This is a genomic window from Bacillus sp. HU-1818 (assembly GCF_022695965.1).
GTDB lineage: Bacteria > Bacillota > Bacilli > Bacillales > Bacillaceae > Bacillus > Bacillus atrophaeus.
The window spans coordinates 823,957-838,152 of the sequence record NZ_JAAPBE010000002.1; the positions used below are offsets into that span (position 1 = coordinate 823,957).

At 43.6% G+C, this 14,196-nt stretch carries 19 protein-coding genes and 1 riboswitch; of the genes, 15 read left to right on the forward strand and 4 right to left on the reverse strand.

The window, feature by feature from the left end; all coding sequences use genetic code 11:
* The 3 genes from GXP75_RS09460 to GXP75_RS09470 form a co-directional block, all read right to left on the reverse strand.
* Positions 1-447: a MarR family winged helix-turn-helix transcriptional regulator gene (locus GXP75_RS09460; RefSeq protein WP_034717770.1), complete on the reverse strand. Its 447-nt coding sequence runs from the start codon at positions 445-447 to the stop codon at positions 1-3.
* A gap of 187 nt (positions 448-634) precedes the next feature.
* Complete coding sequence (locus tag GXP75_RS09465) at positions 635-967, reverse strand: spore coat protein (RefSeq protein ID WP_003327001.1); 333 nt, start codon at positions 965-967, stop codon at positions 635-637.
* Between the two features lie 12 nt (positions 968-979).
* Positions 980-1,237, reverse strand: coding sequence for a hypothetical protein (locus GXP75_RS09470; RefSeq protein WP_010789878.1), 258 nt, complete (start codon positions 1,235-1,237; stop codon positions 980-982).
* Positions 1,238-1,334: 97 nt separating this feature from the next.
* Between GXP75_RS09470 and GXP75_RS09475 the strand changes: the two genes are divergently transcribed.
* Positions 1,335-2,243 carry a proline dehydrogenase family protein gene (locus GXP75_RS09475; protein WP_242556670.1) on the forward strand — a complete coding sequence of 303 codons (909 nt, stop codon included), beginning with the start codon at positions 1,335-1,337 and terminating at the stop codon, positions 2,241-2,243.
* Between the two features lie 29 nt (positions 2,244-2,272).
* On the opposite strand, the gene GXP75_RS09480 is transcribed toward GXP75_RS09475, so the two are convergent.
* On the reverse strand, positions 2,273-2,413 hold the full coding sequence (locus GXP75_RS09480; protein WP_003327004.1) for a YuzL family protein: 141 nt from the start codon (positions 2,411-2,413) through the stop codon (positions 2,273-2,275).
* Positions 2,414-2,610: 197 nt separating this feature from the next.
* On the opposite strand from GXP75_RS09480, the gene GXP75_RS09485 reads away from it, so the two are divergent.
* The 14 genes from GXP75_RS09485 (at position 2,611) to GXP75_RS09550 (ending at position 14,073) form a co-directional block, all read left to right on the forward strand.
* Positions 2,611-4,989, forward strand: coding sequence for a 3-hydroxyacyl-CoA dehydrogenase/enoyl-CoA hydratase family protein (locus GXP75_RS09485; RefSeq protein ID WP_242556671.1), 2,379 nt, complete (start codon positions 2,611-2,613; stop codon positions 4,987-4,989).
* Between the two features lie 10 nt (positions 4,990-4,999).
* Complete coding sequence (locus GXP75_RS09490; protein WP_003327007.1) at positions 5,000-6,175, forward strand: acetyl-CoA C-acetyltransferase; 1,176 nt, start codon at positions 5,000-5,002, stop codon at positions 6,173-6,175.
* A 14-nt stretch (positions 6,176-6,189) separates the two neighbouring features.
* On the forward strand, positions 6,190-7,974 hold the full coding sequence (locus tag GXP75_RS09495; protein WP_242556672.1) for an acyl-CoA dehydrogenase family protein: 1,785 nt from the start codon (positions 6,190-6,192) through the stop codon (positions 7,972-7,974).
* 109 nt (positions 7,975-8,083) lie between these two features.
* Positions 8,084-8,440, forward strand: a complete 357-nt coding sequence (locus GXP75_RS09500; RefSeq protein WP_003327009.1) for an arsenate reductase family protein — start codon at positions 8,084-8,086, stop codon at positions 8,438-8,440.
* 64 nt (positions 8,441-8,504) lie between these two features.
* Positions 8,505-8,888, forward strand: coding sequence for a glycine cleavage system protein GcvH (gene gcvH, locus GXP75_RS09505; protein ID WP_003327010.1), 384 nt, complete (start codon positions 8,505-8,507; stop codon positions 8,886-8,888).
* A gap of 61 nt (positions 8,889-8,949) precedes the next feature.
* A complete protein-coding gene (locus tag GXP75_RS09510) occupies positions 8,950-9,186 on the forward strand; it encodes a YusG family protein (protein ID WP_106045557.1) in 237 nt (78 codons plus the stop codon).
* 74 nt (positions 9,187-9,260) lie between these two features.
* Positions 9,261-9,614, forward strand: coding sequence for a toprim domain-containing protein (locus GXP75_RS09515; protein WP_003327013.1), 354 nt, complete (start codon positions 9,261-9,263; stop codon positions 9,612-9,614).
* 20 nt (positions 9,615-9,634) lie between these two features.
* A complete protein-coding gene (locus GXP75_RS09520; RefSeq protein ID WP_003327014.1) occupies positions 9,635-9,955 on the forward strand; it encodes a thioredoxin family protein in 321 nt (106 codons plus the stop codon).
* Between the two features lie 107 nt (positions 9,956-10,062).
* On the forward strand, positions 10,063-10,407 hold the full coding sequence (locus tag GXP75_RS09525) for an SCP2 sterol-binding domain-containing protein (protein WP_003327015.1): 345 nt from the start codon (positions 10,063-10,065) through the stop codon (positions 10,405-10,407).
* Positions 10,408-10,525: 118 nt separating this feature from the next.
* Positions 10,526-10,632: riboswitch (SAM riboswitch) on the forward strand.
* Between the two features lie 108 nt (positions 10,633-10,740).
* Positions 10,741-11,766 carry a methionine ABC transporter ATP-binding protein MetN gene (gene metN / locus GXP75_RS09530; protein ID WP_150225019.1) on the forward strand — a complete coding sequence of 342 codons (1,026 nt, stop codon included), beginning with the start codon at positions 10,741-10,743 and terminating at the stop codon, positions 11,764-11,766.
* Complete coding sequence (locus tag GXP75_RS09535) at positions 11,759-12,427, forward strand: methionine ABC transporter permease (protein WP_214919042.1); 669 nt, start codon at positions 11,759-11,761, stop codon at positions 12,425-12,427. Before metN ends, GXP75_RS09535 begins: the two co-directional genes overlap by 8 nt.
* Positions 12,428-12,440: 13 nt before the next feature.
* Positions 12,441-13,259 carry a methionine ABC transporter substrate-binding lipoprotein MetQ gene (gene metQ / locus GXP75_RS09540; protein WP_242556673.1) on the forward strand — a complete coding sequence of 273 codons (819 nt, stop codon included), beginning with the start codon at positions 12,441-12,443 and terminating at the stop codon, positions 13,257-13,259.
* Between the two features lie 128 nt (positions 13,260-13,387).
* Positions 13,388-13,729, forward strand: a complete 342-nt coding sequence (locus GXP75_RS09545) for a carboxymuconolactone decarboxylase family protein (protein ID WP_373687782.1) — start codon at positions 13,388-13,390, stop codon at positions 13,727-13,729.
* Between the two features lie 191 nt (positions 13,730-13,920).
* Entirely contained in the window at positions 13,921-14,073 is a 153-nt protein-coding gene (locus tag GXP75_RS09550; RefSeq protein ID WP_106034020.1) for a YuzK family famiily protein, read from the forward strand.
* The last annotated feature ends 123 nt before the right edge of the window (positions 14,074-14,196 follow it).

Consider the following 14,196-nt stretch of genomic DNA (forward strand, 5'->3'; position numbering starts at 1 on the left):
TTAAGTTTCCGTTGTTTCTGCAGCCGCTTGAGCAAGTTTTTGAGTAATCTGTGCTGCCTGTAACAATTCTTCTTCTGTCAGAAACGAAAGGTATCGTGCCAATATTGCTTTTCTTCCCGTCAAAATGTCTTCAAACTTTTTGTCTCCTTCAGCAGTAAGGCTAATATTGATGACTCTTCTGTCTTCTGTATCATGTTTTCTGACGACAAGATTCTTTTGTTCAAGGCGGTCCACCATTAAAGTCACCGCACTTGGCTTGACCTCCATGCGCTCTGCAATTTCAGAAATTTTGCAGCTTCCGTGTTTCTTTAAGCTGGCCAAAACGAACAATTGTGCAGGTGTGACACCCTGTTTTTCCATACTTTCTACCATTTCAGGCTGTATTTTTTGGAAAAGTGTCTGAAGTGACAATTGAATATCAGACATTACTTGATCCGCATTCATCATAATTTCTCCTCTGTTATAGATAATATGAATTTATATTTAACCCACTAAAATAATTAATGCCTATTAAATATAAATAAGGATTAAGTATAAGTCAACTCTTTTCTTAAGGGATTAAAAACAAAACAAAAAAGGATAAGATGCTCATAGAACATCGTATCCTTTCGCCGGTCTGGTTTTACCGTATGACTTACTGATAAGGCGATTGCTGTTGAAGGGTTTGCTGGAATTTTTGATGAGACTGCTGCAGCTTTTGCGCGTCCTCCGCCTCTATAGAGTACCACCCATACTGGAACATGAGATCATAAAGTTTTCTTTGCGCTTTTTGTGACTCATCAAAAATGGATTGAATATCCTGATAAAGAGACTCATGGCTGAATTCGTGCAAGGCTGTGCAATAAGAAGAAGTGATATATTTTTCTGTTGTCAGCAGCTCATTGACGAAATCTCTGTCATTCATTTGAGAAGTCGCCGGCACTGGTGTTTCCGGGTTGCTGATTTTTTGCTGATTTTGCTGATTCATGATTTGAGCCTCCTATTGCATGTAGCCAGATGGCTGCTGCCCTTGATTTGGATTCAAGTGGTTTAAAATTCTCTGGTAGTGATCATGATGCATTTGTCCGACGCGGTCAAGCTCTTGCTTTAAGGCTTGATCCTGGCATTGCTGCGCCATAAAATGGGCTTTTTTCATCGCGATTAAATTCCAGTTCAGCATGTCGTTCAGATACAAATGGTCCTTTGTCGAAATGACAGCAGGCGGTGTCATACCTGAGTTTTGCTGCTGATTATCCATAAAAACGCCTCCTATAGTTCTGTTCTTTTTATGTTTCCTTAAGCTGGCGAATGTATACAGATAAAATGCTGATTCATTAAGAAACGGAGGGAATCACATGTTGCGAAGCCTGTTTTTGTTTTTATCTAAAAACAGAACCCTGACCAAGCTCGCCAAGACATATGGCATTCGCTTAGGTGCTGGAAGATTTGTTGCGGGCGACACAATTGCTTCTGCGGTGAAAACCGTTAAGAGGCTGAACCGGGCGGGTCTTTCCGCTACAATAGATTATCTGGGCGAATACGCGCGCACCGAACAAGAAGCAAAAAAAACCGCGGCGCAATGTAAGCAGGTGATCGAGGCAATCGCGGAACATCAGCTGGATTCTGAGCTGTCTCTAAAGCTTACTTCAATCGGACTGGACATCTCGGAAGAACTTGCCGTATCCCATTTGAAGGCGATTTTAAAAGAAGCCAAACACCATGAAGTCGCCGTAACAATTGATATGGAAGATTACTCTCGCTATGAGCGGACGCTTCGGATTTACAAACGGCTGAAGCCGGAGTTTGAAAAGCTGGGAACCGTCATCCAGGCATACTTGTACCGCGCCGCAGAGGATATTAGGAACTTGCAACCCCTTAAGCCGAACCTCAGGCTGGTGAAAGGGGCGTATAAAGAATCTGCCGCGGTGGCGTTTCCGGATAAGAAAGGAACCGACCTTCATCTGCAAAACTTGGTTAAGCTTCAACTGTTAAGCGGGAACTATACCGCCGTTGCGACCCATGACGATGCCATCATTGCATTTACGAAAAAGCTCGTTTCAAAGCACCGCATTCCGAACAGCCAATTTGAGTTTCAAATGCTGTACGGAATCAGACCGGAGCGGCAGAAGGAGCTTGCGAAGGAAGGATACCGAATGCGGGTATACGTCCCGTACGGTACGGATTGGTACAGCTATTTTATGAGAAGGATTGCAGAAAGACCGGCCAATGCGGCTTTTGTGTTAAAAGGAATCATCAAAAAATAAAAAACAGCCGCGAAAGCAGCTGCAATCTGTTATTCCATGTTATGTTTTTTATATTGCTGGTTTTGGCTTGTCCGTTTTCCGCCTTCATACTTTTGAGACGGACCCGCATTTCCTTTTACGCTTGCAGCGCTCACCGCGGCTGAGGACGGATCTTTTCTTTCTCGTACCATTCCCTTCACCTCCGGCTTTAAGTTGCCCTTATGGTGAATGGTTCATACGCATCGCTAAAACAGACAGAAATGAAAAATTTACAATTTAGCTATTGAACTCAGTACCGAAATCTTTTAAGATGAAAGAAGAAAAGGGTTTCATTTTTTTTAGCTTAAAAATGAATGATTATTCATTCAAAGTTCAAGGGGGATGTTTCATGCACAAACAAATTAAGAAAGCAGCCGTTTTGGGATCAGGGGTCATGGGTTCTGGAATCGCGGCGCATTTAGCTAACATCGGAATCCCAGTTCTGCTGCTTGATATTGTGCCGAACGAATTGACGAAGGATGATATGAAAAAGGGCAGGACATTAGACAGCCCCGAAGTTCGCAGCAGGATGAGTCAAACAGCGGTCAAAAAACTGCTTAAACAAAAGCCCGCTCCATTGACTTCTGCCAAAAACATCAGCTATATTACGCCCGGCAACCTAGAAGATGATGCCGGAAAGCTCAATGAAGCTGACTGGATCATTGAAGTCGTGGTCGAAAATCTTGAGGTGAAAAAACAAATTTTCTCTCTGGTTGATGAACATCGCAAACCCGGCAGTATTATTTCCAGTAATACATCCGGGATTTCAGTGCAGGACATGGCAGAAGGCAGATCAGATGATTTTAAGGCGCATTTCTTAGGCACACATTTCTTTAATCCGGCCCGATATTTAAAGCTTCTGGAGATTATTCCTATTCAAGAAACCGCGCCGGACGTTGTGTCATTTATGAAGTCATTTGGAGAAAACGTCCTTGGCAAAGGCGTCGTGGCCGCAAAAGATACGCCAAACTTTATCGCCAACCGCATCGGGACTTACGGCCTTTTAGTGACAGTCCAAGAAATGCTGAAAGGCGGCTATCAAATCGGAGAAGTTGATTCCGTCACAGGCCCGCTGATCGGCAGGCCGAAGAGCGCCACTTTTAGAACTCTTGATGTTGTTGGCCTTGATACATTCGCCCATGTCGCTAAGAATGTGTACGACAAAGCTGAAGGAGAAGAGAAAGACGTTTTTCGGCTGCCTGATTTCATGAATAAAATGCTTGAAAATGGCTGGATTGGAAGCAAAGCCGGCCAAGGCTTTTATAAAAAAGAGGGGAAAACGATATATGAGCTTGACCCGCTGACCCTCACTTACGGCGAGCGTACAAAAATGAGAACAGCCGGTCTCGAAGCGGTGACGCAGGTTAAGGGAATTAAATCAAAATTGAAAGCGCTTATATATTCAGAGGACCGGGCGGGTCAACTGTTATGGAATATCACGTCGCCAACGCTTCTATATTCTGCTCAGCTGACCGGGGAGATTGCCGACCATATTCTCGCTATCGACCAGGCGATGAAATGGGGCTTTGGCTGGGAACTCGGACCGTTTGAAATGTGGGACGCCATCGGGGTCAGACAGTCAGCCGAAAAGCTGGAGCAGGAAGGTGCAGCGATACCAGGCTGGATAAAAGAAATGCTGGATAAAGGACATGAAACCTTCTATATCAAAGAAAACGGCTCACTATTTTATTACGACCGCGGTGAATACAGAGCGGTGAAAGAAAACAAAAAACGCCTGCACCTCGCTTCTCTTAAAGAATCTAAGGGTGTTATTGCTAAAAACAGCGGAGCCAGCCTGATCGACATTGGGGATGATGTGGCGCTGCTTGAATTTCATTCAAAAAGCAACGCGATTGGTTTGGATATCATTCAAATGATCAATAAAGCTTTAGAGGAAACAGACCGTCATTATAAAGGGCTTGTCATCGGAAATCAGGGAAAAAATTTCTGTGTGGGCGCGAATCTCGCCATGATTTTGATGGAAGCGCAGGATGACAATTACGCTGAAGTAGACCTTGTGATACGGCGTTTCCAAGAGACAATGATGAATATTAAATACAGCTCTAAGCCCGTCGTCGCAGCTCCTTTCGGAATGACGCTCGGCGGAGGCACGGAGGTATGTCTGCCGGCGGCGCGGATTCAAGCGGCAAGTGAATCGTATATGGGGCTTGTTGAATCCGGCGTGGGGCTGATTCCTGGCGGAGGAGGAAACAAAGAGCTTTACTGCCGCCATTTGAGAGGCCTTCAAGACGGAGCTGATATCATGCCGGCCGCAATCAAAACATTTGAAACCATTGCGATGGCAAAAGTTTCTAGTTCCGCTCAAGAAGCTCGGGAAATGAACATATTGTCAGAAGTTGACCATATCAGCATCAATCAGGATCATCTGCTGTATGATGCGAAAAAACTTGCGGCTTCATTATATGACAAGGGCTACCGTCCGCCTGCGAGACAAAAAATCAAGGTGACCGGAGCAACAGGATATGCGGCACTCCTATTAGGTGCAGAACAAATGAAGCTGTCAGGCTATCTGTCAGAACACGATATGAAAATTGCGAAAAAACTAGCCAATGTGATTTCCGGAGGAAAAGTTCCGTTCGGCACAGAGGTTGAAGAAGACTATTTATTGGAGATAGAAAGAGAAGCATTTCTGAGCCTTGCAGGCGAAGCGAAATCTCAAGCGAGAATGCAGCATATGCTTGTAAAAGGAAAACCTTTACGGAATTAGGAGGGTGTTTATGAGAGAGGCAGTCATTGTGGCAGGAGCGAGAACTCCGGTTGGCAAAGCGAAAAAGGGATCATTGGCAACAGTCCGTCCAGATGATTTGGGAGCTATTTGTGTGAAAGAAACATTAAGAAGAGCAGGCGGTTATGAAGGCAATATTGATGACCTCATAATTGGATGCGCCATGCCGGAAGCCGAACAGGGATTAAATATGGCAAGAAACATCGGCGCGCTTGCGGGTCTTCCGCATACAGTGCCGGCAATTACAGTCAACCGCTACTGCTCTTCGGGCCTGCAATCTATCGCCTATGGAGCTGAAAAAATTATGCTCGGCGCATATGATACGGCAATCGCCGGCGGCGCGGAGTCCATGTCACTAGTTCCGATGATGGGGCATGTAACACGCCCGAACATCACGCTGGCTGAAAATGCGCCAGAGTATTACATGAGCATGGGACATACCGCCGAGCAGGTAGCGAAAACATACGGCGTTTCCCGCGATGATCAGGATGCATTTGCTGCACGCAGTCACCAAAAAGCGGCAAAAGCCATTTCGGAAGGCAAATTCCAAGATGAAATTGTGCCTGTCGAAGTGAAAGTGACACAAATCGGGCCTGACCATAAGCCGAGTGAAAAAAGCTTTACGTTTTCCCAAGATGAAGGCGTTCGTCCGCAAACGAACACGGACATTTTATCATCGCTGCGTCCGGCGTTTGCTATGGACGGAACCGTCACGGCGGGAAACTCGTCACAAACAAGTGACGGCGCGGCGGCTGTGATGTTGATGGACAGGGAAAAAGCAGATGCTTTGGGGCTTTCTCCGCTGGTGAAGTTCCGTTCATTTGCAGTAGGAGGCGTTCCGCCGGAGGTTATGGGAATCGGACCTGTGGAAGCCATTCCTCGCGCACTCAAGCTTGCCGGACTGGAATTGAGCGACATCGGTTTGTTTGAATTGAACGAAGCCTTTGCCTCACAGTCCATTCAAGTCATGAGACAACTCGGAATAGACGAAGAAAAAGTAAACGTTAATGGAGGGGCGATTGCGCTTGGACACCCGCTAGGCTGTACAGGCACAAAGCTGACCCTGTCACTCATTCACGAAATGAAACGAAGAAATGAACAATTCGGCGTGGTCACAATGTGTATCGGCGGCGGTATGGGAGCAGCAGGCGTATTTGAATTACTTTAAAAGGGGGATGAACAATGAAACATGAAGCGGTGAAAGTGCAAAAGGGCGGAAGTTTTTTAATAGAGGATGTCACATATGATCAAATTTACACACCGGAGGATTTCACAGACGAACATAAAATGATTGCGAAAACAACGGAGGACTATATCGTCAATGATGTGCTCCCGTTTGTAGATGAAATTGAAAACCATCAGTTTGAGCACTCTGTCAGGCTTTTGAAAAAAGCAGGCGATCTGGGGTTGCTCGGAGCGGATGTACCGGAAGAATTCGGCGGGATAGGTCTTGATAAAATCAGCTCAGCGCTGATTACGGAAAAGTTCTCACGGGCGGGCAGCTTTTCACTTTCATATGGCGCCCATGTCGGAATCGGTTCATTGCCGATCGTCTTTTTCGGAACTCAAAAACAGAAGGAAAAATATTTGCCTGATTTGGCTTCCGGCAATAAATTCGCGGCGTATGCACTGACTGAGCCCAGCTCCGGTTCAGATGCACGCGGCGCCAAAACAACCGCCGTCTTGAATGAAGCGGGAACTCACTATATTCTCAATGGAGAGAAGCAGTGGATCACCAACTCAGCATTTGCCGATGTGTTTGTCGTTTACGCCAAAATAGACGGTGACAAGTTTTCTGCGTTTATTGTGGAAAAAGATTATCCGGGCGTGTCCACTGGTCCTGAAGAAAAGAAGATGGGGATTAAAGGGTCCTCGACTAGAACGCTTATTTTAGACCAGGCAGAGGTGCCGAAGGAAAATCTTCTTGGAGAAATCGGCAAAGGCCACATCATCGCGTTTAATATTTTAAATATCGGACGCTATAAGCTGGCGGTCGGGACGATCGGCGCTTCCAAACGAATCATCGAGCTGTCAGCAGCTTACGCGAATCAGCGCCGCCAATTCAATACGCCAATTTCAAGTTTCGCGCTCACACAGGAGAAAATCGCCACTATGGCCTCAAAGCTATACGCAATGGAAAGCTCAGTATACAGAACCGTCGGATTGTTTGAAGAAAACATGAGCGTTCTGACAGAGGAAGATCAAAAGGATGGAAGGCAAGTAGCAAAATCAATCGCCGAATATGCCATCGAGTGTTCCCTTAACAAAGTTTTCGGTTCTGAAACGCTTGATTACATTGTGGATGAAGGCGTTCAAATCCACGGCGGCTACGGATTTATGCAGGAATACGAAGTGGAAAGGGCATATCGTGATTCAAGGATCAACCGGATCTTTGAAGGAACAAATGAAATCAACCGCATGATTGTGCCTAGCACCTTTTTGAAAAAAGCAATAAAAGGAGAATTGCCGCTGTTTGAAAAAGCTCAGGCGCTTCAAGAAGAGCTGATGATGCTCATGCCGGAAGAACCGGGAAGCGGTGCGTTGGAACAGGAAAAATATATCGTCAGACAGGCGAAAAAAATTGCCCTGCTTACCACCGGGCTTGCCGCGCAAAAATACGGCAAATCCATTGATCAGGAACAAGAAGTGCTTGTCAACATCGCAGACATTGTCAGCCTTGTGTATGCGATAGAATCAGCGGTGCTCAGAACCGAAAAAGCCATCGCGGCGCATGGGGAAGAAAAAGCCGCGCAAAAGCTGATGTATACGGAAATTTTCACACAAGAAGCCTTAAATGAAATTGAAGCACACGCGAAAGAATCACTGATTGCAATGGAAGAAGGAGACGCACTCCGCATGATGCTTTCCGCGCTGCGCAAATTAACGCGTATCACGCCGAAAAATGTCATCCGGAAGAAACGCGAAGCAGCGTCAGGCATTTTCCAAGCGGAAAAATATATCGTGTAATTCACAAAGTGCTCCGGTTTCTCGGAGCACTTTTCATGTAAGCAACGTTTTAGGTTTTTAAAACAATCTATGTTAAAATAACCTCGATCATTTACTGGGGGTGAAGAAGATGTCTTTGAATTTTTACTGGTACCCTAAATGCGGAACGTGCCGCAAAGCGAAAAAATGGCTTGAAGAGCACGGCAAAGAAATAAACGAGATACATATTGCAGAACAGACTCCAAGCAAAGAAGAAATCAAGGCGCTTTATGAAAAAAGCGGACTGGAGCTAAAGAAGTTTTTTAATACGAGCGGCTTGAAATACCGTGAACTGAATTTGAAGGAAAAACTGTATCACATGTCGGAAGATGAGCAGCTTGAGCTTCTCGCTTCAGACGGTATGCTGTTGAAACGCCCGATTACATCAGACGGAGAAAAAGTGACGGTTGGTTTTAAAGAAGACCAATTCGAAAAAAACTGGATGTAATGTAAGTTTTTAAAGAATTATGGTATCTTCTTATTATATGCAGTAAAAAAATGGAGGGATTTACATGAGCACACCTAAAGATTTGCGTTACTCAGAAGAACACGAGTGGGTAAAAGTTGAAGGAGAAAAAGTCAGAATCGGGATTACGCATTTTGCCCAATCCGAGCTTGGCGACATCGTATTTGTCGAGCTGCCAGAAGTCGGCGCTGAAATTAAAGCGGACGAGCCTTTCGGAAGTGTAGAATCTGTTAAAACGGTATCAGAACTTTACGCGCCGATTAACGGAAAAGTGGTAGAAGTAAACGAAGACCTTGACGACAGCCCTGAGTTTGTAAACGAATCTCCTTACGAAAAGGCATGGATGATCGTCGTAGAACCTTCTGATGCGTCTGAAATTGAAAGCCTAATGACATCAGAGCAATACGATGAAATGACACAGGAAGACTAATCGCTACATCGGATAACCGTGCAGTCAATTGGATACTCTAACTTTATGGGAGGTGTCCAATATGGCTATCAGCAAACAAAGGTTTGATGTGACAGATCATGTAACAGGCCGCTTTCAAAACGGCCGGCTGTCGTTATACCATGAGGATGAAATGATTGGCCAAATGACAGGCATGAATGAATACGAACTTAAACCCGGTTTTTCATTTGAAAATGAAAAATTTTATAAGACAGCCGATGCAGTTTCAGGAAGCGATGCGAAGTACGTGGATTGCGACTATGAAAACGGCTGGTGTTAATGTGTTGGCGGTGATATTCACTGCCTTCTTTTACAATCTGAGCGCTTCAAAATTCATGTGACAGGTGATGACAAATGATATTGGACGATTTACAAAAAGTCATTATAGTTGAAGGGAAATCCGATAAGCAAAAAATCAAAAGCGTCCTCAATGAATCTGCGTGTATTGTGTGTACAAACGGAACGCTCGGCCAGACGAAGCTGGAAGAACTTGCTGATCAGCTTTATGATAAAGATGTGTATATTTTGGTTGATGCAGATGAATCCGGAGAGAAATTGAGAAAACAGCTGAAGAGAGAATTGCCCGACGCCTGCCATTTATATATCGACAGAACGTTCAAAGAGGTGGCGGCAGCGCCGAGCCGTCATATTGCTTCCGTATTACTTCGCGCAAATATCAATGTTCATACAAATTTTCTTGATGGATAAACCCGAGGTGTTTGAATCAAATGAAAGAACTTCAAGAGCAAGAGCTCGAATTGATAAAAGAAGACGTCTATCTCCTATATTTATATACTCCTTTTTGCGGCACTTGCCAGCTTGCGGGCAAAATGCTGTCTGTTGTTGAAGAAATGCTGCCGCAAGTCGCCTATTATAAAAATAATGTAAACTATTCTCCGACATTCGCAAAAGCCTACAAGATTGAAAGTGTTCCTTGTTTTCTTCTTTTCAAAGATGGAAAAGTAGTTGAAAGAGGTTATGCTTTTCACTCTGTTTCCTACCTGTACGATATGATTAAACAAAAAGCTTCCAATACATCCCGTTTATGACATATTTCTCGGGAAATAACTATGGAAAATGTCGTTCGTTTTATAGAGGGTTCTAGCTGCCCGCAGAGAAATGTGTATGTATGACCAATGAATAGGAGGTTGTACAAGTGGAAAAAACGGAAGTGTTAGAGGAAGAGTATCAGCGTCTGTTTTTAAAACCCCTATTGAATGCTTCAACCCTGCTTATCACCTTTCAAGGTGAGACAGAAGCTTTTACCTTCTCGATAAACGAACGGGGAGAAATGAAAAAAATTTCTCAGCCCAAAACGTCCAACCTGACCTTTTATGGAAATCAAGCGGAGATCATTCATCTGCTGCATGGAGATACTTCCCTTCAAAATTTAATTCAAAGCGGAAGCCTTAAAGTGAAAGGATCTTTTAGAGCGCTGCTCAAGCTTGAAGCCATCCTCTGGCTGACAAACGGTTTTTTCCAGAGGGTTCAAAAAGTATAAAACTAGAATATTCATAATTTTATAGAAAAAGATGGCATCATTTATTTTATTGACATCATATGATTTGCCATGCTATTCTACATTAAGAATTTCCGGACGTAAAAAGAACTATATATTTCTCTTATCAAGAGAGGTGGAGGGAAGTGCCCTATGAAGCCCGGCAACCATCAACATTGTTGAAAAGGTGCCAATTCACACAAAGCGATTCGCTTTGGAAGATGAGAGAAAGGCGATGAAAAGAAGCCTTTCTGCTCATATGTGCAGAAAGGCTTTTTCTTTTGCCGATTAATCGCCGGAAGATTTCTTAGAATAGTGTTAAGGCAGGTGATTGATTTGATCAATCTTCAAAATGTTTCAAAAGTTTATAAATCAAAACATGGGGATGTCAACGCTGTCCAAGATGTTAACCTCTCAATAAATAAGGGTGAGATTTTTGGAATTATTGGATATAGCGGAGCGGGTAAAAGCTCCTTAATCCGTCTGCTTAACGGTCTTGAGAAACCAACCTCAGGCATCGTGGAGGTAGCGGGCAGCAAAATAAATGAAGTAAACGGCCGCGGCTTGCGAAAAGCCCGCCAAGAAATCAGCATGATCTTTCAGCATTTTAATTTGCTTTGGTCTCGTACGGTGAGAGATAACATTATGTTTCCGTTAGAAATCGCCGGCGTGAAAAAAAGCGACCGAATCAAGCGTGCCGATGAACTCATTAAACTGGTAGGATTAGAAGGAAAAGAAAAATCGTATCCATCACAGTTGAGCGGCGGACAAAAGCAGCGTGTCGGGATTGCAAGAGCGCTCGCCAATAATCCGAAGGTTCTCCTTTGCGATGAAGCGACATCCGCACTTGATCCGCAAACGACAGATTCAATTTTGGCTCTCTTATCCGATATAAATGAAAGACTCGGTCTGACCATTGTGCTGATTACGCATGAAATGCATGTAATCCGCAAAATTTGCAACCGGGTGGCTGTTATGGAAAACGGTATAGTTGTGGAAGAAGGCGATGTACTCGATGTCTTCAGAAATCCGAAGGAACAAATGACGAAACGTTTCGTACAGCAAGTGACAGAACCGGAAGAAACAAAGGAAACGATCCAGCATTTCCTTGATGAAAATACGTCAGGGAAAACTGTTCAGCTCACCTTTGTCGGAGAAGCTGCAGAACAGCCTCTCATTACAGAGATGATCAGGAATTTTAATGTAGATGTTAATATTCTGCAAGGGAAAATCTCGCAAACGAAGGATGGGGCTTACGGCTCTCTCTTTATCCATATTGATGGAGAAAACGAAGAAGTACAAAACGTGATCCGGTTTATTAAAGACAAACAGGTGGAAGCAGAGGTGATCACGAATGTTTGAAAAATGGTTTCCGAACGTTGATTTGACAGAACTATGGGGCGCAACGTATGAAACGCTGTACATGACGCTGATTTCCTTGTTCTTCGCTTTTATTATCGGTATCGTTCTCGGGTTGCTGCTCTTTCTTACAGCTAAAGGGAGCTTGTGGCAAAATAAAGCGATTAACAGTGTGATTGCGGCGGTTGTCAATGTTTTCAGATCCATTCCATTCCTTATCTTAATTATTTTATTACTGGGCTTTACTAAGATTTTAGTAGGAACGATTTTAGGTCCGAATGCGGCTCTGCCGGCACTAGTGATCGGTTCGGCGCCATTTTATGCCCGTCTTGTCGAAATTGCCTTGCGCGAGGTGGATAAAGGTGTGATTGAAGCAGCCAAATCCATGGGCGCAAAAACATCAACCATTATCTTTAAGGTGCTGCTGCCGGAATCAATGCCGGCGCTTATCTCAGGTATTACAGTCACTGCCATCGCATTGATCGGCTCTACAGCAATAGCCGGCGCGATCGGTTCGGGAGGACTTGGAAACCTAGCGTATGTTGAAGGCTATCAATCAAATAATGGTGATGTTACACTAGTTGCAACTGTGTTTATTCTGATCATCGTCTTTATTCTTCAGATTATCGGTGATTTGATAACGAATATAATAGATAAACGATAAGGGAGGATTTACATTGAAAAAGTTATTCTTAGGCGCACTACTTATTGTTTTTGCAGGGGTTATGGCTGCTTGCGGATCAAATAATGCAAGTGATTCAAAAGAAATTGTCGTTGCTGCGACAAAAACACCGCACGCGGAAATTCTCGAAGAAGCAGAGCCGCTGCTGAAAGAAAAAGGCTACACGCTAAAAGTAAAAGTGCTGAGCGATTATAAAATGTACAATAAATCGTTGGCGGAAAAAGAAATTGATGCAAACTTCTTCCAGCACGTTCCTTATCTTGACCAAGAAAACAAAGAAAATACAGATTACAACCTTGTGAATGCCGGCGCGGTTCACCTTGAGCCATTCGGTATTTACTCTAAAAAATATAAATCATTAAAAGATCTTCCAGACGGCGCGACGATTATTTTAACAAATAACGTGGCTGAGCAGGGACGTATGCTTGCAATGCTTCAAAACGCCGGATTAATTACGCTGGATTCAAAAGTAGAAGCAGTGGATGCGACTCAGAAAAACATCACAAAAAATCCGAAAAACCTTAAGTTCAAGAAAATCGCACCTGAATTAACTGCAAAAGCATATGAAAACAAAGAAGGAGACGCAGTCTTCATTAATGTGAACTATGCGATCCAAAATAAATTAAACCCTAAAAAAGATGCGATTGAAGTTGAGTCAACAAAGAACAATCCGTATGCCAACATCATTGCAGTCCGTAAAGGTGAGGAAGATTCTAAAAAAATTAAAGCTTTAATGGAAGTTCTTCATTCTAAAGAAATTAAAAACTTCATTGATAAAAAGTACGATGGAGCTGTGCTTCCAGTAGCTGAATAAGAATCAAACCCCCGGATGATGAAAATCCGGGGTTTTTTGTGTAATTTCCTAAAAGCGGTTCATAATAAAAAGGAATTTTAATCGAGCTGGAGGGATATTTGTTGACTCAATATAATGAAAGTGGAAACATGCAGAACGCCTTAAAACAATATAAAGAAGGTTTAGGCACTTTTGAACAAAAAATGCCGATGATGGGAAGAAAATTTAATGAATTCACTGAGCAGTGTTTTGCGGCCAATTCACTGACTGAAAAGGAAAAACAGCTGATCGCTCTCGGAATCAGCATTCATGCCCAAGATGAATACTGCATGATCTACCATACGAAAGGCTGCATCGACCAAGGAGCGACTGAGGAAAACATTCTCGAAACAGTCAGCGTCGCGGCTGCTTTCGGAGGCGGCGCCGCATTAAGCCAAGGCGTAACGGTTGTGCAGCAATGTATTCAGGAATTTGGCAGCACAACGCATTAATAGCAGGAATATTCCGAAAATCCTTTCTCGTTTAACCTGACGGGACGTATATGGTTTATGTGACTTCATATCAAGTCTCAGCCTCTTTGAAGAGATGCTGTATCATTGATAAAATAGAAGCAAATACTTGAAGGGATTGATTCATTATTTGCAGCAGCCAGGATAAACTTGATTTGGACTATACGGCGGAAATGGAAAAAGCGATGCACAAAACATATGGCATCGGATACGGAGAATACAGCCGCCGGCTGGACGCAAGGATGGAAGTTGAACGGCAGCGCGAGCTTGATTATGAGAAAAGCAAACACTTTTCTGAGCAGCTTAATGAGAAAATCAATCTTTAACAAAAGGGTGGGATTCCACTCTTTTTCTTTTTAAGCGGCTTTAATAAAGCGCTGATCTTTGTTACACTTGAGACCGTTCAATCAAATCAATTTTTAAAGTTGTATTTACTTTTCATTTGTTAT

Excerpts from the sequence above, each read along its gene's own strand:
- GXP75_RS09515 (WP_003327013.1), top strand. The coding sequence starts at position 9,261 with ATGATATTGGACGATTTACAAAAAGTCATTATAGTTGAAGGGAAATCC.
- GXP75_RS09500 (WP_003327009.1), top strand. The coding sequence starts at position 8,084 with ATGTCTTTGAATTTTTACTGGTACCCTAAATGCGGAACGTGCCGCAAA.
- GXP75_RS09475 (WP_242556670.1), top strand. The coding sequence starts at position 1,335 with ATGTTGCGAAGCCTGTTTTTGTTTTTATCTAAAAACAGAACCCTGACC.
- GXP75_RS09465 (WP_003327001.1), bottom strand. The coding sequence starts at position 967 with ATGAATCAGCAAAATCAGCAAAAAATCAGCAACCCGGAAACACCAGTG.
- GXP75_RS09485 (WP_242556671.1), top strand. The coding sequence starts at position 2,611 with ATGCACAAACAAATTAAGAAAGCAGCCGTTTTGGGATCAGGGGTCATG.
- GXP75_RS09520 (WP_003327014.1), top strand. The coding sequence starts at position 9,635 with ATGAAAGAACTTCAAGAGCAAGAGCTCGAATTGATAAAAGAAGACGTC.
- GXP75_RS09495 (WP_242556672.1), top strand. The coding sequence starts at position 6,190 with ATGAAACATGAAGCGGTGAAAGTGCAAAAGGGCGGAAGTTTTTTAATA.
- GXP75_RS09490 (WP_003327007.1), top strand. The coding sequence starts at position 5,000 with ATGAGAGAGGCAGTCATTGTGGCAGGAGCGAGAACTCCGGTTGGCAAA.
- GXP75_RS09550 (WP_106034020.1), top strand. The coding sequence starts at position 13,921 with ATGGAAAAAGCGATGCACAAAACATATGGCATCGGATACGGAGAATAC.
- GXP75_RS09535 (WP_214919042.1), top strand. The coding sequence starts at position 11,759 with ATGTTTGAAAAATGGTTTCCGAACGTTGATTTGACAGAACTATGGGGC.
- GXP75_RS09510 (WP_106045557.1), top strand. The coding sequence starts at position 8,950 with ATGGCTATCAGCAAACAAAGGTTTGATGTGACAGATCATGTAACAGGC.
- gcvH (WP_003327010.1), top strand. The coding sequence starts at position 8,505 with ATGAGCACACCTAAAGATTTGCGTTACTCAGAAGAACACGAGTGGGTA.
- GXP75_RS09460 (WP_034717770.1), bottom strand. The coding sequence starts at position 447 with ATGATGAATGCGGATCAAGTAATGTCTGATATTCAATTGTCACTTCAG.
- GXP75_RS09545 (WP_373687782.1), top strand. The coding sequence starts at position 13,388 with ATGCAGAACGCCTTAAAACAATATAAAGAAGGTTTAGGCACTTTTGAA.
- GXP75_RS09470 (WP_010789878.1), bottom strand. The coding sequence starts at position 1,237 with ATGGATAATCAGCAGCAAAACTCAGGTATGACACCGCCTGCTGTCATT.
- GXP75_RS09480 (WP_003327004.1), bottom strand. The coding sequence starts at position 2,413 with ATGGTACGAGAAAGAAAAGATCCGTCCTCAGCCGCGGTGAGCGCTGCA.